The organism is Xanthomonas albilineans (assembly GCF_009931595.1).
GTDB lineage: Bacteria > Pseudomonadota > Gammaproteobacteria > Xanthomonadales > Xanthomonadaceae > Xanthomonas_A > Xanthomonas_A albilineans.
On sequence record NZ_CP046570.1, the window covers coordinates 2,517,534 to 2,537,585 of the forward strand.

Genomic DNA, 20,052 nt, shown 5'->3' on the forward strand with positions numbered 1-20,052 from the left:
CCATCCCAAGATCCATCTCGACCACATCGCGTGTCACTCTCCCGGCTGGCGTCGGTCCCCGCTGCGCAGTCATCATCGTCGACGATAAACACTCGCCATGGCAACCATCGGCTGCCCGTGCTGACCCCGCGTCATACGCCACAGACCGCGTCTGCGCGGCACGCACGGCAACGCATCTCACCTCAAACCACATCGCAGGCTCTAGAATCGGACGACCCTTACAGCACAGGTGCTTTCATGTTCAGACACGGCCTCGTTGCCGTTTTGCTGGCCTTGCCGGGCACGGTTCTGGCCGCCCCGGCGCAATACGCGCTGGACCCGGTGCATACGCGGTTACTGTTCGCAATCGATCACGCGGGTTTCTCCAAGGCTTTGGGCACGGTGTCCGGCAGCACCGGCACCCTGGTGTTCGATCCGGACGACTGGCGCAACGCACGCCTGCAAGCACGGGTGCCCTTGCAGCGACTGGAACTGGGCGATGACACCTGGAACCGCGCCGCACTCGCGCACAATCTGCTCGACGGCAAACGCTATCCCGAAGCGCTGTTCGTCTCCACCCGAATCGAACCGGTGGATGCCCGCCACGCCAAGGTGATCGGACAGCTGACCCTCCACGGCGTCACCCGCGAGGTGACACTGGACGTGACCATGAACGCGATCAAGCGGCACCCGCTGCCGCCGTTCCGTCGCACTGTCGGCTTCTCGGCCACCACTACCTTGAAACGTGCCGACTTCGGCATCAGTTCCTGGCCATCGGTGATCGGTGCGACGGTCGAATTGCACATCGAGGCCGAAGCGACCCGCGAAGGCCGCGCCGACACCGACACTACGCCGACACCAGCCACGGCACCGTCGTCCGACAAAGCGACCAGCCCAGCCGAACAGGACCGCACGCCATGACCGCAAAGAACACCAAAGACCGCTGGGGCAGTGTCAGCCAGACTCTGCACTGGCTGATCGCTGTGCTGATCTTGCTGCTGGGGGTGGTCGGCCTGACCATGGGCGAGTTGCCGAGGACCCCCAGATACTTCTGGGTGTATACCGCGCACAAGTCGCTGGGCCTGACCGTGCTGGCACTGGTCGTCTTCAGGCTGGGCTGGCGCGTGTACGCCGGCACACCCGCGCCGATAGCGGGAACCCCCGGCTGGCAGGCCCGCATCGCCAGCGCCACACACGCGCTGCTGTATCTGATGATCTTCGCGATACCGCTGTCCGGTTGGCTGTACGATTCAAGTAGCGGTCTGCGCCCGTTCCGCTGGTTTGGGCTGATCGATGTGCCCAAGCTCAGCGCGCCGGACGCACAGTTGAACGCAATGTCGCACGGCGTGCACGAATGGGGCTTCTGGGCCTTGATCGCGGTGGTCCTGGTGCATGCTAGCGCCGCGTTGTACCACCACCTGTTTCAACGCGATGCCACCCTGACGCGGATGCTCCCGCGCGGTTGGCTGTCCTCGTCCAGATTCTGAGGAGTTGTCCCATGTCGTTTCGTTTCGCTTCCCCAGCCGCTGTCGCCGCCAACCTGGTGGCCATGTTCGTTGCCGCCCCCGGGTTCGCCGCCGATTACGTGCAAGCACCCGGCTCGACCCTGGTCTTCGCCAGCAAGTACGATGGCGAAGTTTTCACCGGGCAGTTTCCTGGCTTCGACACCAAGCTCAGCTTCGACCCTGCCAATCTGGCCAGCGCTAAACTTGAGGTGACGATCCCGTTGGCCGGCACCAAGAGCGGCAACGTCGACCGCGATTCCACGCTGAAGAGCGCAGACTTCTTCGAAGTGGCCAGGTTCGCCACCGCGCACTACCGAGCAGACAAATTCCGCGGGCTCGGCAGCAACACATACGCGGCCGATGGTATGCTGGAGTTGCGCGGCGTGTCCAAACCGGTAACCCTTACCTTCACTTGGAGTGCCGGCGCGCAGCCGGTGCTGACTGGCAAGGCCACGGTCAAGCGTCTAGATTTCGGCGTGGGGGCCGGCGACTGGGCCGATACCAAAACCATCCCCAACGAAACCGCGATTAGCGCCAAAGTGGTGTTCAAGGCGAAGTGATTCGCCACAAGCCGTGACGCACGGCCGCTGAGCGGCGGATTTCCTCGTCGGGTCCGCCGCTTTTTTACACGGGTGGCTCGACCGTGATGTTCAGTCCAGTCCGCTCAGCCAACACCGCACACCATTCGCATCGAACGGCCAATCCAACTCGCGACCATCGGCGGCACGTAACACCGGCACACGCATGCCATAGCGGGCCTCCAGCGCCACATCGCCGTCGATGAACACACTGTCGGGCTCGGCTGTACGGGCCTGTGCCAGAACCCGCAACGCTTGGTCGCACAGGTGGCAATCGTCGCGCTGGTAGAGGATCAGAGACATACGTTGGATTGGATACGAATTAGCGAACCAATACGACACACGGGGGCATAGAATAACCGTCCTTTTGGCCCCCCCCTCACCGGCACACATGGCTGTCAGCATCTTCGACCTGTTCAAGATCGGCATCGGGCCGAGTTCTTCCCATACCGTCGGACCGATGCGCGCCGCCGAGCGCTTCGTGCATCGCTGGCTGCTGGATCAGGGGACGCTGCAGAACGTGGTGCGCGTGCGCGTCGAGGTGTTCGGCTCACTCGCGCTGACCGGACGCGGCCACGGCACCGACAAGGCCTTGCTGCTCGGCCTGGAAGGCCAGCGTCCAGAACTGATCGACCCGGACATCATTCCCAGCACACTGGAACGCATCCGCAGCAGCAAGCGCATCCAACTGCTCGGCCAGCACAGCATCGCCTTCGACGAAAAGCGCGACCTAGCTGTCAACAAACGCCAGAAGCTGCCCCATCACAGCAACGGCATGCGTTTTACCGCCTATGCTGCCAACGACGAGATAGTCGCCACCCGCGACTATTACTCGATCGGCGGCGGCTTTGTGGTCAATCAGGACGATGCCGCCGACGACCGCATCGTCGCCGACCAGACGCCACTGCCCTACCCGTTCAAAAGCGGCGACGAATTGCTAGCTCAGGCCGCACGCAGCGGCCTGAGTATCGCCGCACTGATGTTCGAAAACGAAAAATGCTGGCGCAGCGAAGAACAGATCCGCTCGGGTTTGCGCCAAATTTGGAACGCGATGCAAGCATGCGTGGCACGCGGCATCAGCGAAGAGGGCGCACTGCCCGGTGGCCTGCAGGTCATGCGACGCGCACCCATACTGTATCGCGAGCTGTCCTCCAAACCGGAAGCGGCGATGCGCGATCCCTTGACCACACTGGATTGGGTCAATCTCTATGCGCTGGCGGTGAACGAGGAAAATGCCGCAGGTAGCCGCGTCGTCACCGCACCGACCAATGGCGCGGCCGGAATCATCCCGGCGGTCCTGCACTACTTCGACCGGTTCTGCCCAGGCAGCGACGAACAACACGTATTCGACTTCCTGCTCACCGCGGCAGCGATCGGGATCCTGTACAAGGAAAACGCCTCAATCTCCGGCGCCGAAGTAGGCTGCCAGGGCGAGGTCGGTGTGGCCTGCTCGATGGCCGCGGGCGGCCTGGTCGCCGCACTCGGCGGCAATCCCGGTCAAATCGAGAACGCCGCCGAGATCGGCATGGAACACAACCTCGGCCTGACCTGCGATCCGATCGGCGGGCTGGTGCAGATCCCATGCATCGAACGCAACGCGATGGGCGCGGTGAAAGCGATCAATGCCAGCCGGATGGCCATGCGCGGTGACGGCAAGCACAAGGTTTCGCTGGATAAAGTGATCCGGACCATGCGCGACACCGGCCGCGACATGCAGGACAAGTACAAGGAAACCAGCCGCGGCGGGCTCGCGGTCAACGTCATTGAGTGCTGAGCCGATGCTGCCGACGATGGCCATCGCCTATACCACCATCCGTGTTGTCGCCGGACAAATCACGCGTCATGCGGTACGGCAGATCGGTACGAGCACGCGACGTCACTGGGGCAGTGGAATGTTGCGGCCTTTCCACCATGCTCGCTGGCACAGCCGCGCGCTAGGGCTGGTCATGCTCCTGGGAGCGTGCAATGGCTACGCCCCAGACGCCACAGCGTTGGAAGCGGACAAGCAGTTCAATCACTACGCACGCGACACCTGGGGTCTGGACCAGGGGCTGCCGCAAGTGAGCATCCAGGCATTTGCACAGGATCGACAACGCTATCTGTGGATCGGCACGATGAGCGGGCTGACGCGTTTCGACGGCGTGCGCATGACCTCGTTCAACGACAAAGCGCCGGCCCACCTGCCAGGCACATTGATCCAGGCCTTACGCATGGACGCCAGCGGCACACTGTGGATCGGCACCTACCGCGGGCTGGCACGGTATCGCGATGGTCATTTCTCCAATGTGTTGCCGCAAGACCCGCAGGCGCCGCTGCTCAACATCGAAGCGATCACCGTGGATACCGACGGTACGGTGCTGGTCGCCGCGCAGAACGGCGTTTACGCGGTCGAAGGCGAACGCCTGCGCCTGCGTTATCACATCGCTAGCGGCGCGTATGCGCTACTGCCACATGGACACCAACTCTGGGTCGGCACGCGCGGCGCGGTCCTTCGCCTCGGCGCGGACAGCGCAACGCCGCTGCCGCTGCCGCAGGACATGCGCGATGCGCCAGTGCAGCAACTGCTGGAAGCGCAAGGGCGAGTGTGGGTCGGTACCCGCAACGGCCTGCTGTATCTCCACGCCGGAAGCTGGCAGCGGCTGGCTGACGACGCCAGTCTGACCCGACGTGCGGTGCATGCCCTGTTCGAGGACAGCGACGGCAATCTTTGGGTTGGTCTGTCTGGCTCGCTGTTACGCGTGCGCAATGGCAAGGTCGTCGAGCGCAATAACGAAACCAGTCAGAACGCCGCCACCAGCGCAATCTTCGAAGATCGCGAACGCAACCTGTGGCTGGGCAGCAACTGGAACGGCATCAGCCGCCTGTGGAACGGTTTGACCCGGCGCTACAGCGTGCCCCAAGGCTTGAATGACCCACTGGTGTGGACCCTGGCGCGCGATTCCGATGGATCGATGTGGGTCGGGACCGGCAGTGGCCTATCACGATTGCGCGATGGGCACTACCAACAGGTTCTGCGCATGGATCAGTTGCCGACCGACGCGCCCTATACCTTACTCGCCGAACCAGGCCAACTGTGGATCGGTACACGTCGCGGGATCGCCCTTTACCGCAACGGACAACTCAGTCAACCGCGGCTGCTGGCGCCCCTGCACGAACTGCAGATCAGCGGCATCGTGCGCGATCACGCGCAACGTCTATGGTTCGCCAGCGACGATGGTTTGTTCCGCAGTGATGGCAAGCATCTGCGCCGCTACGGGATCGGCGACGGCCTGCGCGACGCCCGCATCCGCCTGCTTCACGAAACCCGCGACGGACGCTTGCTGGTGGGCTCGCAAGCCGGGTTGTACGAATTGCGCGGCGAACGCCTGGTCGCACTCGCCACGCCCGACACCGCGCTCGCCAACGCCGACATCACCGCGATCCACGAGTTACCTGGCGGGCAATGGCTGGTCGGCACACTGTCCGAGGAATTGTGGCTATTCGACGGCAAGCGTTGGAGCATGCTCGACGAAACCGATGGACTGCCGGCGAATGCCCCGTTCTTCATCACCGACGACCCTCAAGGCAATGTCTGGGTTGCCGGGCTGCGCGGCATCTACCGCCTGTACCTGAACAATCTGCTGCAACACGCCGCCACACCATCCGTAGCATTACAAGCCGAATGGATGATCACCGAACGCGCGCAGCGCCATGGCGGCATGCGCGGGATGTGCTGCAATGGTATCGGTAATGGCAAGGGGTTCATCGAAGGCGGCACGCTGTGGCTGCCCAGCCGCGATGGCGTGGTGGCCATGAACACCACCGGCATCGTCAAAAATCCGGTAGCGCCACTGCCGGTGGTGGAGCGATTGCGCGTACTAGGACAGTGGTTGAACCCGCAGGCACTGCCCACACCCCTGCCGAAACAGGCGCGCGATCTGGATTTCGAATTCACCGCCGCCTCGTTTCAGGTCCCGGAAAGCATCGAATTGCGCTACCGGCTACTCGGCTACGACACCCGCTGGCATTCGCCCGACGACATCCGCCAGCGCGTGGCAACCTATACTAATTTACCCGGCGGCAATTACCTTTTCGAAGTCACCGCCCGCAACAATAGCGGCGTGTGGGCGGTGGCACCGGCGCGATTGCCGTTGCGGATTCAGCCACGTTTGCAGGAAACAGCGTATTTCAAGCTGTTACTGGGACTGGGCGAGCTTGGGCTGGTCTTGCTCACCATACAGTTGGCGCGGCTGCACAATCGACGTCAGCGCGAGACACTGGAACAACAGATGCGCGAGCGCACAAAAGCGCTTCAGGAAGCCAATCAGCGCCTGCAGGAAGCCAGCTTCACCGACGAACTGACCCAATTGCGCAACCGCCGCTACCTGTCCCTGCACATTTCCAGCGACATCGCCCTGTACCGACGCATGGCCGACGACGATCAAGACATGGCATCGTCCCCGGCATGCCCAGGCATGCTGTTCGCGTTGATCGACATCGACCATTTCAAGGCAATCAACGACAACAGCGGGCACCACACTGGCGACGCCATCCTGCAACAGATGGCGCAGTTACTGATAAAGCTGACCCGCAAGAGCGACCACGTGGTGCGCTGGGGCGGCGAGGAATTTCTGCTGGTCATGCGCTCGGCCCCACACGAGAACCTGACCGTTGCGGCCGAGCGATTGTGCAATGCGATCGCCGCGCATCCGTTCGTGTTCGACCACGGCAATCAGGGGCGGGTCACCTGTTCGATCGGGATGGCCGAATTCCCGTTCGTGCACGATCCGGACAATCAACTCGGCTGGGAACAACTGCTGGTTTTAGCCGATCGCGCGCTATACCAAGCCAAAGCCAGAGGCCGCAACGGCTGGGCAGCGTACCGACCGCTGCCCGGCACCCAAGCCGAACAGGTCCTGGCGGCGCTGCAGGAGCCATCAGAACGCATGTCGCATCACACCTGCCTGACCCTCGTCCACAACAACTGCAGCGACACCCCTTGAAGTTACACGGATGCACGATACGTTGCGCACCGAGCCATCGCACCTGCACAGGTCTGTAATGGCCAACTGAAACCTGCTCAGGTGTGACTTTCTCGAAGGAGACACCGATGAGCGAAATGATGGAAGAAGAGATCAAGCAGTGGACAGCCCGACGCAAGTCGGCGCTGGTCCTTGAGATCATCCAGGGCAAGACGAGCATGGTGGCCGCCAACCGCCACTTTGATCTGACGCCAGTGGAGATCGAGAGTCGGTTCGAGGACGGTAAACGCGTCATGAGAATGCCTTACGCGCCAAACCCGAGGACGTGGGCGAGCAGTACAAGTGGCAACTGAAGGACCAGCAGGAGGCCCACAGCGAGGCCATACTGGAGATCCGCCGCGAAAAAATGGCTTCCCTGCTAGTGAAGGACGAGAGTTGATGCGCTGGGTCCAGCAGGGCTACAGGCAGAAGGGGGGAGTGTGCCGATGACCAAGCTGTGCCGCTGGTTCGGCGTGGCACGCCGCACCGCATATTACAGCCAATCAATTCTACAACCAGCAGCACCCGCATCAGTCGCTGAAGAGATGAACCAGAATGCAGTCTATGCCGCTACATTAATCGCATGACCTGAGTAGAAACTGGTGGTTCATTACACACACGTGATTGAAGGCAACCACTCGCAGATCCTCACTCCTACGGGAAAAGGCGAATTAACACGTACCTGAAGAATTTAACAGCGCACATAAAGAAATTTATGTAGACAATTAAAAAATGGGCGTGATTCGAATCACAATTAAATGCGCCCCGCATGGAAATTCTCGATTCCAGCAACCAGAGTGACACTTCATGATTATATCCAGAGCATGCACCAACCTCGCCATATCAATCGAGTAAGGAAATCTCTCATGCACTCTTTCATACGCGCCCCCCTGAGATACCTGCATTACAGCCTCGTTCTGCTCGTTCTCTTCACTACCTGTACGCATGCCTCAACGGCCAACGCCCAAAGCCCGCGGCTGGTTGGCTACTTCACCCAGTGGAGCATCTACGGTAGCAACTATCAGGTCCGCGACATCGCGACCAGCGGCGCGGCACAGCGCCTGACCCATCTGCACTACGCATTCGGCAACGTGCGCAACAATCTTTGCGAAGTCGGCGTCAACCAAGCCAGCGATCCGAGCACAGGTGCAGGCGGCGACGCCTATGCCGACTACACTCGCAACGTCAATGCAGCGCAAAGCGTGGATGGTGTCGCCGACACCGATACACAGCCGCTGCGCGGCAATTGGAACCAGTTGCGAAAACTCAAGGCAATGTATCCCCATCTCAAAGTGGTAATGGCACTTGGCGGCTGGAGTTGGTCAAGCGGCTTCGCCAGCGCGGCGCGTCCGGAAAACCGTCAAGCCTTCGTCGCTTCATGCATTGATGCCTACATCCGCGGCAACCTGCCCGTCGTTGATGGCGCAGGTGGGCCGGGCGCGGCGCTTGGCGTGTTCGACGGCTTTGTCCTCGACTGGGAATTCCCGGTCGTATGCGGACTGACCTGCGGCACCCCCGAAGATCGGGCGAACTACACCGGGCTGATCGCAGAATTCCGCCGCCAGCTTGACGCGGTGCGTCCTGGGCTGTTGTTGGCCGTGGATGCAGGCGCTGGCATCGACAAGATCCGAGTCACCGATCCAGGCGTGTATCAACGCTACCTGGACTACATCGACGTGATGACCTACGACTTCCACGGTGGATCATCAGACACGATCACCAACCATCACTCCGCGCTGTTCCACTCGCCGTTCGACCCCTCAACCGGCGATAAGCGCTACTACAACAGCACCGACGCGATATTGGCATTCCTCAAGCGCGGGGTTCCTGCGCATAAGCTCAATCTTGGCATCGGTTTCTACGGGCAGGGCTGGAAAGACGTCGCCAATATCAACAATGGCCTCTATCAGGCGGGCAACAATGCCGGCGTATCAAAATACAACGTGTTGAAAACACACGCCGGCAACGATTATTACGACCACCACGCCTTCGCCCACTGGAAATACGATAAAGTCAATTCCACCTTCTGGAGCTACGACGACCCGGCAATGGCTAACATCAAGGGCGGCTACGTCAAAGCGTTAGGGCTAGGCGGGGCATTCTTCTGGGAGTTGAGCGGAGACGACGAACAAGGCGGCCTCCTCAATGCGTTGTACGAAGGATTGCACTGAGGCTGAAGCCTGCGGTGGCGCTGCGACTGGTCAGCGCCACCTTTCGGACATCACAATCCGCAGCACATCGTCGAGCAATGCCGCCGCGGTCACCTCGGCGCCCGCGCCCGGCCCCTGGATCAGCAAAGGCTGTTGCCGATAACGATCGCTGTGTATAGCAACGCGATTGTCGGTGCCGGTGCCGCTGGCCAGTGGATGCGACAACGGCAGTTCACGCAGCCCCACCGACGCACCATGCGCATCGAAACGACCAACGAAACGCAGACAGGCGCGACGCGACCGCGCTTGCGCTAGACGCGTCGCCAACGGTGCGTCCAGGACCGCCAGTGCGGCATCCAGGTTCGCGCGCGGCGCAACCGCCAACGCGGCCGGCAGCAGCGATTCAACCTGCACCTGATCGACGCACAGCGGCACTCCGGCAACCCGCGCCAGGATCAGCAGTTTGCGCCGCACGTCCTCACCGGACAGGTCATCGCGTGGGTCCGGTTCGGTATAGCCGGCGGCCATCGCCTCGCGCACACATTCGGAAAACGCGCGACTACCGTCGTAGTGGTTCAGTAACCACGCCAGTGAACCGGACAACACACCTTCCACAGCATGGATGTGATCGCCGCCAGCGGCCAGCGCACGCAGGCTATTGAGCAGCGGCAACCCAGCGCCGACCGTGGCGCTGTCGCCGTAGTGCGCGCCTGTGGCGTGCCTTGCGGCATGGATCTGCTCGGCACGGGCCAGCGCCGCACCTTGCCCAAGCTTGTTGGCGGTGACGACATGCACGCCGCGCTGCAACCATTCGGGATGGCGCTGCGCCACTGCCTCGCTGGCCGTGGCATCGACCACGATATCGCCGTGGCGCAGATCCTCCGGCAAGACCACCGCCGCCACACCGCGTGTGGCGGCATTGGCGCGGGCAAGGGCCTGCGCCGGCGCGTGCGCGCATTCGATCACTGTGCGCGAATTGGCCAACCAGGCCAACGCAGGCAGATCGGCACGACGCGGCTGCAGCACCTGATAGCGCGCGACGAAGGCGCGACCGACGGTGCCAGTCCCTAGCAAGCCCAGCCGCGGTGGCGCCACCGCGGCGTGCGCCACCGGCAACGGACACGCATCGGCCAGCGCGTTGCTCACGCGTCAATCCGTTTGCGCGACACCGCCTCGCTGGCATGCTGCGCACGCTCCAGACCCGCTTGCAGGTCGGCCAGCAGGTCGGCGCTGGACTCGATGCCCACCGACAAACGCAACAGGCCATCGGAAATACCGGCGTTGGTCCGCGCTTCCGGCGTCATCGCCGCATGCGTCATCGACGCTGGATGGGCAATTAGGCTTTCCACCCCGCCCAGCGATTCGGCCAGGGTGAAATAACGCAGTCCGTCGACGAAGGCGCGAACCTCGGGCTCAGCGCCAGCTAACTCGAAGCTGATCATCGCACCGAAGCCCTGTTGCTGACGCGCCGCGATGGCATGGCCGGGATGCGTGGGAATGCCTGGGTAGTACACCTGCCGCACCGCCGGGTGCGTCTGCAGCAGTTCCACCACCGCCTGCGCATTCTCCTGGTGCACGCGCAAGCGCGCATCCAACGTGCGCAGGCCGCGCAGGGTCAAGAACGCATCGAACGGCGAACCGGTCAGGCCCAGTGCGTTCGCCCACCATGCCAGTTGCTTATGCAATTCGGCATCGGCGGCGATCACCGCACCACCGACCACATCGCTATGGCCATTGACGTACTTGGTGGTGGAATGAACCACCAGGTCGGCACCGAAAGCGATCGGCTTCTGCAGCGCCGGGGACAGGAAGGTGTTGTCGACCACCACCAACGCACCAGCCTTGTGCGCGGCGTCGATGACGAAACGCAGATCGGTGATGCGCAGCAGCGGATTGGACGGGGTCTCGATCATCACCAGCCGTGGCGATTGCGCCAACGCCTCGGCCAAGGCGCGCGGATCGGTCAAATCGACGGTAATCAGAACGAAGTGGCCCTTCTTCGCCAGCGCATCGAACAGCCGCCAACTGCCGCCGTAGGCATCGTGCGGCACCACCAACGTGTCGCCCGGCTGCAGCAGCGCGTTGAGCACCAAATTGATCGCGCCCATGCCGGTGGCGGTGACCACGCCGCCGGCACCGCCTTCCAGCTCCGCCAACGCTTCGCCGAGCAGGTCGCGGGTTGGGTTGCCGCTGCGCGTGTAATCGTACTGGCGCTTGTTGCCAAAGCCATCGAAGCTGAAATTCGACGACAACACGATGGGCGGGGTCACGGCACCATAAGCAGTGTCGCGGTCGATGCCAGCACGCACCGCGGCGGTGGCGGTGCTACAAGGCAGGTCGGTGTCGTGGGCGGTACTCATGCGGCAGCTCCGGTGGGGCGAAGGGCGGTGGCGAGGATCGCGTCGATGCGATCGGTTTCTTTCAGGAAGGCGTCGTGTCCGTAAGGCGAACGCAGCACGCGCAGACTGCCGCGCGGCCCCAACCCTTCGACCAGGGTCACCAGATCGGACAACGGCACCAGGCGGTCGCCCTCGACCGCGACCACCACGGTGGGCACGGCAACGGCGCTCGGATCAATGCGATGCAGGTCGATCGATTCGGACAGGCGCAGATAGGCGTTGACCTGGGTGCGCGCCACGTACTGCGCGCCAGCGGCATCCAGGTAATCCTCGGCGGCGACGCGTACGCGGCCATTGATCACTTCCGGCGCCGCATCGAAGCGTTCGCCGAATTCTTCGGGCGTGCGATAGCTGAGCATCGCGAACTGCCGCGCCAACGACAGTCCATGGTGTTCGGCGCACTGCAACTGGCCCAGGGCTACCGCGCGGCGCTGCAACGCACGCCATGCAGCGGCATACGGATGCGCGCGATGTGCGCCACTGACCGCAACCAGCTTGCGCAGGCGCTGCGGATGGCGCACCGCCAATTGCAGGCCGACCAGGGCACCGTAGGAATAACCGACGAAGCCATGCAGTTGGACGATGTCCAAGGCATCCAACAATGCGGCGATCGCGTCGGCCTGGTCGGCGCTGTCGATCGGTGCGTCCAGGCTACCGTCGGCGCCGACGAAATCGAACGCCAGCAACCGCAACTGGCTTGGGTCCAGCGCGCGTCCCGGCGCGACCAAATCCTCCGCCCACCCCTTCTCGGGAAACGTGGCATTGGCGGCGAGATGCCGATGCGCGGAAATGCCGCCGGCCACGAACACCACCGGCGCGCTGGCCGGGCCGCTCAACTCATAGCGCAAGCGCAACAATTGCACACCCGCATGGCGCAGCGGCAGCGCCACCGCGATCTCGCCACGCATGACGCGCACACCATCGACCGGCGCCGCCGATGCAGGGTAGCGGTCGTGAGGCGCGGCGACGGGGGTAGAGCGATGGGACGTATTCACGAGTTGCACGGCTGTATCCAGTGAGGAACGGCCATCGAGCTTCGCGGAGCTCGCGTTCGCCATGCAGAGGGCATGGATCGAACCATCTTTCGGCGGACGCGTGGATCCCCGCAGGATTTGGCACCGACACGAGCGCTTACGCGCCCGCTGGCTGCCCCGGCATCAAAGGGCCTGTCCCTCCGCCGGTCTCGATGGTGAGGCTACAATGCCAGCGCCCTTGGGTAATGTCAATCGCTTTATTCGGATGAAGCGATAATGAATGCTCCAATTCCCCGTATCGACCATCACTCCGAATTCCTGACCAAGCACCGCTCCACGTGCGCCGACACCACTCACACCGCTGGCTTGCAATGGTCTGGCTGCTGGCGCTTGCGTCCAGCACGTGCGGGCAAACACTACTGCGTTGGAACGTGCCCCACCCGGTCGCGCACGCGGCCCCAACCTGGCTGACGGTCACCCCTCGCCGCAACGGCCTGCGTGAGATCTGGCTGGGCAATCCGCTGGGTGGGCCCGTGCAGATCCGGCTATACGGCGACGTCACCGGATTCAAGGCCGTCCCGGCAATGCCGCGCGACATCGAACTGGCGGCGGGCGAACGCCGCCTGGCGAGCTGCCTGTATCCGCTCGACGGCGATACCGACGCCAGCGGTTCCAGCGCGGACCTGCGCATCGAGGCGATCCCCGGTTCGCCGCACGCTCACGCCGAGCCTGTCCTCTACCAATTGCCTTTCAAGGACGTGCCAGTCCGCATCGATCAGGGCTTTGGCGGCACCTTCAGCCACCACGATCCGGCCAACGCCTACGCACTGGACTTCGCGCTGCCCGAAAGCACCCCGATCCTGGCCGCGCGCGAGGGCGTGGTGATGGAAATCCGCGACGACTTTCGCGAGTCCGGCACCGATGTCGCACGCCTGGGGCACGCAGCCAACTTGGTGCGTATCGTGCATGCGGACGGGAGTATGGCGCTCTACGCCCACCTGGCCGCCGGCGGCGTGCAGGTTCGGGTTGGACAGAGCGTACAGCGCGGCGAGCGGCTCGGCCTGTCCGGCAACACCGGCCTGACGACCGCGCCGCACCTGCACTTCGCGGTGCAGCTCAATCGTGGCCTGCGCCTGGAATCGGTACTGTTCCGCATGGCGGGTCTGCTCGGCGAACTGCACTTCGCCCATCCCGATCCGCACAGAGTCCGGCACGACAACTGAACGGACCGGCAGACAAGCCCGCTATAATTGCCAGCTTTCCAGTTTCCGATGACGCCCGTCGGGCGTGCTACCCATGTCCGAAGTCGCCACCGAAGCCGCGCGTCGCCGCACCTTCGCCATCATTTCCCATCCCGACGCCGGCAAGACAACGCTGACCGAAAAACTGTTGCTGTTCGGCGGGGCGATCCAGATGGCCGGCTCGGTCAAGGGCCGCAAAGCCGCACGCCACGCCACCTCGGACTGGATGGCGCTGGAAAAGGAACGCGGCATCTCGGTGACCTCATCGGTGATGCAGTTCCCCTACGAAGGCAAGATCATCAACCTGCTCGACACGCCCGGCCACGCCGACTTCGGCGAGGACACCTACCGCGTGCTCACCGCGGTGGATTCGGCGCTGATGGTGATCGACGTGGCCAAGGGCGTGGAAGAACGCACTATCAAGCTAATGGAAGTGTGCCGGCTGCGCGACACGCCGATCATGACCTTCATCAACAAGCTCGACCGTGAGGGCAAAGACCCGATCGACCTGCTCGATGAAGTAGAGACCGTGCTCGGCATCCAGTGCGCGCCGGTGACCTGGCCGATCGGCATGGGTCAACGGCTCAAGGGCGTCGTGCACCTGATCAGCGGCGAAGTGCATCTGTACGAGCAGGGCCGCAATTTCACCCGCCAGGATTCGACCATCTTCCCGTCGCTGGACGCGCCCGGCTTGGCCGAGACAATCGGCGAACAGATGCTGGCCGAACTGCGCGAGGAACTGGAACTGGTGCAAGGCGCCAGCCATGCGTTCGACCTGGACGCCTATCGCGCCGGCAAGCAGACCCCAGTGTTCTTCGGCTCGGGTGTCAACAACTTCGGCGTGCAGCCGCTGCTGGACTTCTTCGCCGAACATGCGCCGCCGCCGCAGCCACGCGCCACCACCGGCCGCCAGGTGCGGGCCGACGAAGACAAGCTGAGCGGCTTCGTGTTCAAGATCCAGGCCAACATGGACCCGCAACACCGCGACCGGGTCGCATTCATGCGCATCTGTTCTGGCCGTTTCGGCGCCGGGATGAAAACCCTGCACGTGCGCACCGGCAAGGAAGTGAAACTGGCCAATGCGCTGACCTTCATGGCCAGCGACCGCGAGATCGCCGCCGAAGCCTATCCCGGCGACGTTATCGGCATTCACAACCATGGCACCATTTCCATCGGCGACACCTTCACCGAGGGCGAGGCCCTATCGTTCACCGGCATTCCCAATTTCGCGCCGGAACTGTTCCGCCGCGCGCGGCTGCGCGATCCGCTCAAACTCAAACAATTGCAGAAAGGGTTGGCACAGTTATCCGAGGAAGGTGCCACGCAGTTCTTCCGCCCCCTGATGAGCAACGACCTGATCCTCGGCGCGGTCGGCACCCTGCAATTCGATGTGGTCGCCTACCGGCTCAAGGACGAATACGGTGTGGACGCCAGCTTCGAGCCGGTCGGCGTGGTCACCGCGCGCTGGGTGCATTGCGACAATGCCAAGAAACTGGAGGAATTCCGCGAGAAGAACGCGATGAACCTCGGCATCGACGCCGCTGGCGAATTGGTCTACCTGGCCCCGACCAGAGTCAATCTGCAACTGGCGCAGGAACGCGCGCCGGACGTGCGCTTCGCCGCCACCCGCGAACACGCGCACAGCGTGGTGCTGGACTAAGAGTGGCTAACAACACGTTGCGAGTCGCTGTCGGAAGAGCGCGGACGGCGCGCAGGAACCGCAGTCTACAGGGGCACATCATGAGGATTCCGAACACTGCCCGCGCCCGTCCGGCGGTGACGCAGTCGTTTCATCAGCTACTCTAAACCGCTCAAACGCGGCGAAACATGACGACAACTGAGCGCACGCACAACCAGCGGCGCCATGTTGCACCACGATGGATGCGAGCCACTCGCAATTGCGTTAACGTAGTTGCCATGGACGCAGATCACTCGCCCGCCTCCACACACGCAGATGCGTCCCCCTCAACAGACTGGCGCGACGAACTCGCCAGCACGCTGACTCACGGATTGGGCGCAATCGCGGCGCTGGCCGGCGGCTCGGTACTGATCACCCTCGCGGCAATCTACGGCGATGGCTGGCAACTGGCCACTGCCATCGTGTTCAGCGTGACGTTGCTGTTGCTGTACGTGGCATCCACTCTGTACCACGCCATCTCGCATCCCGGCGCCAAGGCGCGCCTGCAGATCTTCGACCATTGCGCGATCTACCTGTTGATTGCCGGCACCTACACCCCGTTCACCCTGATCGGACTACGCGGCCCATGGGGTTGGGGCTTGTTCGCGGCGATCTGGAGCATCGCCGTGGCCGGAGTGATCTTCAAGCTGTTCTTCACCGGGCGTTTCCGTCTGCTCTCGACCTTCCTGTACATCGCCATGGGCTGGCTGATCGTGGTCGCGATCGAGCCGCTGTTGCGCGCGATCGATACCCGGACAGTGTGCTGGCTAGTGGCCGGCGGCCTGTTCTACACCCTGGGCACCTATTTCTATCAACGCGACACCGTGCGTTACTTCCACGCGATCTGGCACCTGTTCGTCCTCGCAGGCAGCGTCTGCCATTTCGTCGCGGTGACCGGACAAGTGCTCTGAGGTCGCCGCGACGGCATTTCGCGCTCTGCACATGGCACCGCCCAAGCGACCGCGCTTCACGGATAGCGCGACACTTTACCGGGATCCATGCTGCGCATAGCCGCTGCACATAGCTCAGGAACGCGGAAAGACAAAAACCTGAAACACCTGCGCGAGACCGCACAGTTGCCTTTCCGAATCACGAATTCCCAACAGACAGGCACCTCAACTGGCGATATAGCGCTGCAACTGATCCAGTTCCTGGCGTTGTTCTTCAATCACCGCCTTGACCAGATCGCCGATCGAGATCAACCCGACCACCGTACCTGCCTCCACCACCGGCAAGTGGCGGATCCGGCGCCCGGTCATCAGTTCCATACACTGCTGCACGCTCTGCGCCGGATCCACGGTGTGGACCTTGTCGCTCATGATGTCGCGCACCGGCGTGGTCGCCGAAGAGCGCTCCTGCAACACCACCTTGCGCGCGTAGTCGCGCTCGGACAGGATCCCGGCCAGATGCCCGTCCTGCATCACCAGCACCGCACCGATGCCCTTGTCGGCCATCAAGCGCAACGCCTCGATCACCGCCGCATCCGGTGCAATCGCGTGGATCTCACCGCCCTTCTCGCTCAACACATGCCGTACCGTACGCATCGCTGCCTCCCGGTTCGCTGGATCGCGGGTCCGAGCATACTCCTTTACCGGGCGCACGCCATGTATCGACCAGATACAGCGGACGTTGCTTGGACTCCTCGTACAAACGACCGAGATACTCGCCGATCAGCCCCAAGGCGATCAATTGCACACCGCCAAGGAACAGAATCACCGCCATCATCGTCGGCCAGCCGGCAACCCGATCGCCCCATAGCGCGGCCTTACACACCACCACCGCTCCATACGCAAATGCGGCGACGGCAGTCACCAGACCCAGATACGTTGCCACCCGCAATGGCGCAGTGGAGAAACCGGTGATGCCGTCCAGGGCGAAATTCCATAACCGCCACAGGCTGAATTTGCTGCGCCCGGCCAGACGCGGCGCGCGCCGGTACGGCACCGCTAGACGGCGGAAGCCGACCCAGCCGAACAGCCCCTTCATGAAACGGTGGCGCTCGCGCAACTGCCGCAGCGCAGCCAGCGCACGCGGCGACAGCAGGCGGAAATCGCCGGTGTCGGCGGGGATCGGCGTCTTCGACAGGCGCCCGATCACCCGATAGAACAACGCAGCAGTGCCGCGTTTGAGCCAGCTTTCGCCCTCGCGCAGGATGCGCGTGCCGTAGATGTCGTCATAGCCGGCACGCCAGTGCGCGACGAACTGCCCGATCAATTCCGGCGGATCCTGTCCATCGGCATCCAGCAACACCGCCGCGCCACGCTCGACGAAATCCAACCCAGCGGTCAAGGCCAATTCCTTGCCAAAATTGCGCGACAAGCGCAGCGCCCCGATCCGCGGATCGGACTCGGTCAGCGCCAGGATCGTGTCCCAGGTCGCATCGCGGCTACCGTCGTCCACATACAGCACGCGGCCTTGCAATCCCTCCAGTCCATCGAGCGCGGCGAGGATGCGCGGCTGCAACAGCGGTAGAGTCTGCGCCTCGTTGAACGCAGTGACGACAACGGTGAGACGTTCGGGTTCCATCGGCGAATGGTACGAAGGATGGCATGACTGCACCAGCGATCCCGCGCGCTTCGGACGATGAGCGCAGAATCCAACATCAGCGCCGCAGCGCCGACATCAAACGCCCTTAAGCCACCCGCATCACACGCGAGATGAGTCGCTAACAACCACCCAAACGACTACAGCGCCGCCCGGCGGGTGCAGACAGTGCTCGAGATCCTCATCTGCAAACTACATACTGCGGTTCCTGCGCGCTGTCCGCGCCTACCCGACAGCAACTCGCGACGTTTTGTTGGCCACTCTAAGGCGCCTGCTGGAGGTAACCTGGGCCACCCAGTTGTCGAGCTTGGCGTTCGATCCAGTCGGCGCGGCGCTGCACATACGCCCCAGGTCGCGCGGCGTCATAGCGCTGCGGTGCAGGCAACACTGCAGCCAACAACGCACTCTGCGTCGGTGTCAGTTGCGCCGCGTCCTTGCCCCAGAAGCGACTGGCCGCCGCCTGCGCGCCGTATACCCCGTCGCCGAACTCGGCGACATTGGCGTAGACCTCCAAAATCCGCTGCTTCGACCACAGCGCTTCGATCAGCACCGTATACCAGGCCTCCAGCCCTTTGCGCAGCCAACTGCGGCCAGACCAAAGGAACAGATTCTTGGCCACCTGCTGACTGATCGTGCTGGCGCCGCGCAGGCGCCCGCCGCGCGCATTGTGGTCGCGCGCCTTCTCGATCGCCTCCAGGTCGAAGCCATGGTGGTGGGGAAAGCGCTGATCCTCCGCCGCCACCAGCGAGATCGGCAGGCTGGGCGCGATCTGCGCGCTATCGCGCCAGCGATAGGCGATACGGAACGACCACTCACCGCTGACCCAGCCGCCGACCTGACGCTCCAGCATCATCGCCGAGAGCGGCGGATCCACGAACCGCAGTGCCAGCACTTGCGAGACACTCACCAATCCGAAAATCAACGGCAGCAACAACAACCCGCGCAGCGAGCGTCGTGCAAGCGATCTGCGCGCCGGCATGGCACTTGCTTCATGCCGTGTCGCCCCCATTGCAATGCGTTCTTCGATCTGGTCCACACGCGATGATCCATTCTCTAGCGATCACCATCTTCCCATGCCCAGCGAGGCCACAATGCATTCTTCCGACGATCGCCTGACCCGCTTCCTGCTGCCCCATGCCGGCGTGCGCGGCGTACATGTGCGCTTGCAGGACACTTGGCGCGAGATCCAGGCACCGGCGCACTACCCGGCTGCTGCGACCGAACTGCTCGGCGAAGCCTGTGTGGCCGCCGCCCTGTTCACCGGCCACACCAAGGTCGATGGGCGCCTATCGGTGCAACTCCGCAGCCAAGGCGCGCTACGCACTCTGTTCGCCGAATGCACCGCCGCCGGCACCCTACGCGGCATTGCCCAGTTGGACGAGGGACTGGATGCCCCGCGCGACCTGCGCACGCTCGGGGACGATGCCCTGCTGGCGATCACCATCGAGAACCCCGGCCTGGACCCGCGCGAACCGCAGCGTTACCAGAGCTTGGTAGCCTTGTCGTCGGCCGAACTGGACGAAGCGCTAGAGGACTACTTCCGCCAGTCGGAGCAATTGCCGACCCGGCTGATTCTGGCCGCCGACGGCCCCCAGGCGGCAGGTCTGCTGCTACAGAAACTGCCCGGCGATGCCGGCGACGCCGACGGCTGGAACCGCGTCGGCGCCCTGTTCGAGACCCTCGCCGCAGCAGAACTGCTCATCACCCCGGCGGACATCCTGCTGCATCGACTCTTCCACGAAGAGACACCGCAATTGCTCGGAACCCGCCCACTGCGCTTCGGCTGCTCCTGCTCGCGCGAGCGGGTCGCGGCAATGCTCCGCTCACTGGGCGAAGCAGAGGCGCGTGCCGCAGCCGAGGCGACGGGGCAGGTCGAGATCCGCTGCGAATTCTGCGGACAACGCTACGATTTCCCACTGGCAGAATTCGGCGTATTGTTTGCTATAACGGAGGCTGAACCGCCGTCATCGGAGCGCATGCAATAACTGGAAGGCACGCCGGGAA

The 20,052-nt window shown here is 63.3% G+C and carries 19 protein-coding genes, 2 other RNA genes and 1 riboswitch; of the genes, 13 read left to right on the forward strand and 8 right to left on the reverse strand.

What is annotated here, in order from left to right; translation table 11 throughout:
- Positions 1-237 precede the first annotated feature (237 nt).
- Genes XaFJ1_RS10545 through XaFJ1_RS10555 form a run of 3 tightly spaced genes read left to right on the forward strand, consistent with a single transcriptional unit; the run spans position 238 to position 2,044 of the window.
- On the forward strand, positions 238-900 hold the full coding sequence (locus XaFJ1_RS10545) for a YceI family protein (protein WP_012916658.1): 663 nt from the start codon (positions 238-240) through the stop codon (positions 898-900).
- On the forward strand, positions 897-1,466 hold the full coding sequence (locus XaFJ1_RS10550; RefSeq protein ID WP_012916659.1) for a cytochrome b: 570 nt from the start codon (positions 897-899) through the stop codon (positions 1,464-1,466). The genes XaFJ1_RS10545 and XaFJ1_RS10550 overlap by 4 nt, the downstream gene beginning before the upstream one ends.
- Before the next feature lie 11 nt (positions 1,467-1,477).
- A complete protein-coding gene (locus XaFJ1_RS10555) occupies positions 1,478-2,044 on the forward strand; it encodes a YceI family protein (RefSeq protein WP_012916660.1) in 567 nt (188 codons plus the stop codon).
- 90 nt (positions 2,045-2,134) lie between these two features.
- Here the strand turns inward: XaFJ1_RS10555 and XaFJ1_RS10560 are convergent, their stop codons facing one another.
- A complete protein-coding gene (locus XaFJ1_RS10560) occupies positions 2,135-2,365 on the reverse strand; it encodes a glutaredoxin family protein (RefSeq protein ID WP_045756937.1) in 231 nt (76 codons plus the stop codon).
- A gap of 88 nt (positions 2,366-2,453) precedes the next feature.
- Between XaFJ1_RS10560 and XaFJ1_RS10565 the strand changes: the two genes are divergently transcribed.
- The 5 genes from XaFJ1_RS10565 to XaFJ1_RS10585 all read left to right on the forward strand — a co-directional run bounded on the left by XaFJ1_RS10565 (position 2,454) and on the right by XaFJ1_RS10585 (position 9,233).
- The gene (locus XaFJ1_RS10565; protein WP_012916662.1) at positions 2,454-3,836 is read left to right on the forward strand and encodes an L-serine ammonia-lyase; all 1,383 of its coding nucleotides are present in this window, start codon (positions 2,454-2,456) and stop codon (positions 3,834-3,836) included.
- A gap of 16 nt (positions 3,837-3,852) precedes the next feature.
- Complete coding sequence (locus XaFJ1_RS10570; RefSeq protein WP_080931594.1) at positions 3,853-7,044, forward strand: ligand-binding sensor domain-containing diguanylate cyclase; 3,192 nt, start codon at positions 3,853-3,855, stop codon at positions 7,042-7,044.
- Between the two features lie 107 nt (positions 7,045-7,151).
- Positions 7,152-7,376 carry a hypothetical protein gene (locus XaFJ1_RS10575; RefSeq protein WP_012916664.1) on the forward strand — a complete coding sequence of 75 codons (225 nt, stop codon included), beginning with the start codon at positions 7,152-7,154 and terminating at the stop codon, positions 7,374-7,376.
- Between the two features lie 132 nt (positions 7,377-7,508).
- Positions 7,509-7,649, forward strand: coding sequence for a hypothetical protein (locus XaFJ1_RS10580; protein ID WP_160296048.1), 141 nt, complete (start codon positions 7,509-7,511; stop codon positions 7,647-7,649).
- 171 nt (positions 7,650-7,820) lie between these two features.
- The gene (locus XaFJ1_RS10585) at positions 7,821-9,233 is read left to right on the forward strand and encodes a glycoside hydrolase family 18 protein (RefSeq protein WP_080929729.1); all 1,413 of its coding nucleotides are present in this window, start codon (positions 7,821-7,823) and stop codon (positions 9,231-9,233) included.
- 30 nt (positions 9,234-9,263) lie between these two features.
- Here XaFJ1_RS10585 and XaFJ1_RS10590 read toward each other — a convergent pair whose 3' ends face one another.
- Genes XaFJ1_RS10590 through metX form a run of 3 tightly spaced genes read right to left on the reverse strand, consistent with a single transcriptional unit; the run spans position 9,264 to position 12,669 of the window.
- Positions 9,264-10,358 (reverse strand): homoserine dehydrogenase family protein, encoded by a 1,095-nt coding sequence (locus tag XaFJ1_RS10590; protein ID WP_012916667.1) that lies wholly within the window; start codon positions 10,356-10,358, stop codon positions 9,264-9,266.
- On the reverse strand, positions 10,355-11,572 hold the full coding sequence (locus XaFJ1_RS10595) for an O-succinylhomoserine (thiol)-lyase (protein ID WP_012916668.1): 1,218 nt from the start codon (positions 11,570-11,572) through the stop codon (positions 10,355-10,357). Before XaFJ1_RS10595 ends, XaFJ1_RS10590 begins: the two co-directional genes overlap by 4 nt.
- Positions 11,569-12,669: a homoserine O-succinyltransferase MetX gene (gene metX / locus XaFJ1_RS10600; protein WP_187388409.1), complete on the reverse strand. Its 1,101-nt coding sequence runs from the start codon at positions 12,667-12,669 to the stop codon at positions 11,569-11,571. The genes XaFJ1_RS10595 and metX overlap by 4 nt, the downstream gene beginning before the upstream one ends.
- Before the next feature lie 16 nt (positions 12,670-12,685).
- Positions 12,686-12,804, reverse strand: a riboswitch (SAM riboswitch).
- Positions 12,805-13,016: 212 nt separating this feature from the next.
- Between metX and XaFJ1_RS10605 the strand changes: the two genes are divergently transcribed.
- Both XaFJ1_RS10605 and XaFJ1_RS10610 read left to right on the forward strand, forming a co-directional pair.
- Positions 13,017-13,808, forward strand: coding sequence for a M23 family metallopeptidase (locus XaFJ1_RS10605; protein WP_230598081.1), 792 nt, complete (start codon positions 13,017-13,019; stop codon positions 13,806-13,808).
- Positions 13,809-13,881: 73 nt separating this feature from the next.
- Positions 13,882-15,486 (forward strand): peptide chain release factor 3, encoded by a 1,605-nt coding sequence (locus XaFJ1_RS10610; protein ID WP_012916671.1) that lies wholly within the window; start codon positions 13,882-13,884, stop codon positions 15,484-15,486.
- A 4-nt stretch (positions 15,487-15,490) separates the two neighbouring features.
- Here the strand turns inward: XaFJ1_RS10610 and XaFJ1_RS10615 are convergent.
- Positions 15,491-15,565: non-coding RNA, sX9 sRNA (locus XaFJ1_RS10615), on the reverse strand.
- A 178-nt stretch (positions 15,566-15,743) separates the two neighbouring features.
- Between XaFJ1_RS10615 and trhA the strand changes: the two genes are divergently transcribed.
- Complete coding sequence (trhA, locus tag XaFJ1_RS10620) at positions 15,744-16,415, forward strand: PAQR family membrane homeostasis protein TrhA (protein WP_012916672.1); 672 nt, start codon at positions 15,744-15,746, stop codon at positions 16,413-16,415.
- A 204-nt stretch (positions 16,416-16,619) separates the two neighbouring features.
- Here the strand turns inward: trhA and XaFJ1_RS10625 are convergent, their stop codons facing one another.
- Positions 16,620-17,048 (reverse strand): CBS domain-containing protein, encoded by a 429-nt coding sequence (locus XaFJ1_RS10625; protein ID WP_012916673.1) that lies wholly within the window; start codon positions 17,046-17,048, stop codon positions 16,620-16,622.
- Positions 17,008-18,030: a glycosyltransferase family 2 protein gene (locus tag XaFJ1_RS10630; protein ID WP_045756938.1), complete on the reverse strand. Its 1,023-nt coding sequence runs from the start codon at positions 18,028-18,030 to the stop codon at positions 17,008-17,010. The genes XaFJ1_RS10625 and XaFJ1_RS10630 overlap by 41 nt, the downstream gene beginning before the upstream one ends.
- 201 nt (positions 18,031-18,231) lie before the next feature.
- Here XaFJ1_RS10630 and XaFJ1_RS10635 point away from each other — a divergent pair.
- Positions 18,232-18,307: non-coding RNA, sX9 sRNA (locus XaFJ1_RS10635), on the forward strand.
- Positions 18,308-18,310: 3 nt separating this feature from the next.
- On the opposite strand, the gene mtgA is transcribed toward XaFJ1_RS10635, so the two are convergent.
- Positions 18,311-19,057: a monofunctional biosynthetic peptidoglycan transglycosylase gene (gene mtgA, locus XaFJ1_RS10640; protein WP_012916675.1), complete on the reverse strand. Its 747-nt coding sequence runs from the start codon at positions 19,055-19,057 to the stop codon at positions 18,311-18,313.
- Positions 19,058-19,139: 82 nt separating this feature from the next.
- Here mtgA and hslO point away from each other — a divergent pair, with 82 nt between their 5' ends.
- Complete coding sequence (gene hslO, locus XaFJ1_RS10645) at positions 19,140-20,033, forward strand: Hsp33 family molecular chaperone HslO (protein ID WP_012916676.1); 894 nt, start codon at positions 19,140-19,142, stop codon at positions 20,031-20,033.
- The last annotated feature ends 19 nt before the right edge of the window (positions 20,034-20,052 follow it).

Bases quoted from the DNA above. Each gene is read 5' to 3' on its own strand.
- hslO (WP_012916676.1), top strand. From the start codon at position 19,140: ATGCATTCTTCCGACGATCGCCTGACCCGCTTCCTGCTGCCCCATGCC.
- XaFJ1_RS10560 (WP_045756937.1), bottom strand. From the start codon at position 2,365: ATGTCTCTGATCCTCTACCAGCGCGACGATTGCCACCTGTGCGACCAA.
- XaFJ1_RS10555 (WP_012916660.1), top strand. From the start codon at position 1,478: ATGTCGTTTCGTTTCGCTTCCCCAGCCGCTGTCGCCGCCAACCTGGTG.
- XaFJ1_RS10585 (WP_080929729.1), top strand. From the start codon at position 7,821: ATGCGCCCCGCATGGAAATTCTCGATTCCAGCAACCAGAGTGACACTT.
- XaFJ1_RS10595 (WP_012916668.1), bottom strand. From the start codon at position 11,572: ATGAGTACCGCCCACGACACCGACCTGCCTTGTAGCACCGCCACCGCC.
- XaFJ1_RS10580 (WP_160296048.1), top strand. From the start codon at position 7,509: ATGACCAAGCTGTGCCGCTGGTTCGGCGTGGCACGCCGCACCGCATAT.
- XaFJ1_RS10570 (WP_080931594.1), top strand. From the start codon at position 3,853: ATGGCCATCGCCTATACCACCATCCGTGTTGTCGCCGGACAAATCACG.
- XaFJ1_RS10575 (WP_012916664.1), top strand. From the start codon at position 7,152: ATGAGCGAAATGATGGAAGAAGAGATCAAGCAGTGGACAGCCCGACGC.
- XaFJ1_RS10625 (WP_012916673.1), bottom strand. From the start codon at position 17,048: ATGCGTACGGTACGGCATGTGTTGAGCGAGAAGGGCGGTGAGATCCAC.
- XaFJ1_RS10630 (WP_045756938.1), bottom strand. From the start codon at position 18,030: ATGGAACCCGAACGTCTCACCGTTGTCGTCACTGCGTTCAACGAGGCG.
- mtgA (WP_012916675.1), bottom strand. From the start codon at position 19,057: ATGGGGGCGACACGGCATGAAGCAAGTGCCATGCCGGCGCGCAGATCG.
- metX (WP_187388409.1), bottom strand. From the start codon at position 12,669: ATGGCGAACGCGAGCTCCGCGAAGCTCGATGGCCGTTCCTCACTGGAT.
- XaFJ1_RS10565 (WP_012916662.1), top strand. From the start codon at position 2,454: ATGGCTGTCAGCATCTTCGACCTGTTCAAGATCGGCATCGGGCCGAGT.
- XaFJ1_RS10610 (WP_012916671.1), top strand. From the start codon at position 13,882: ATGTCCGAAGTCGCCACCGAAGCCGCGCGTCGCCGCACCTTCGCCATC.
- XaFJ1_RS10545 (WP_012916658.1), top strand. From the start codon at position 238: ATGTTCAGACACGGCCTCGTTGCCGTTTTGCTGGCCTTGCCGGGCACG.
- XaFJ1_RS10550 (WP_012916659.1), top strand. From the start codon at position 897: ATGACCGCAAAGAACACCAAAGACCGCTGGGGCAGTGTCAGCCAGACT.
- trhA (WP_012916672.1), top strand. From the start codon at position 15,744: ATGGACGCAGATCACTCGCCCGCCTCCACACACGCAGATGCGTCCCCC.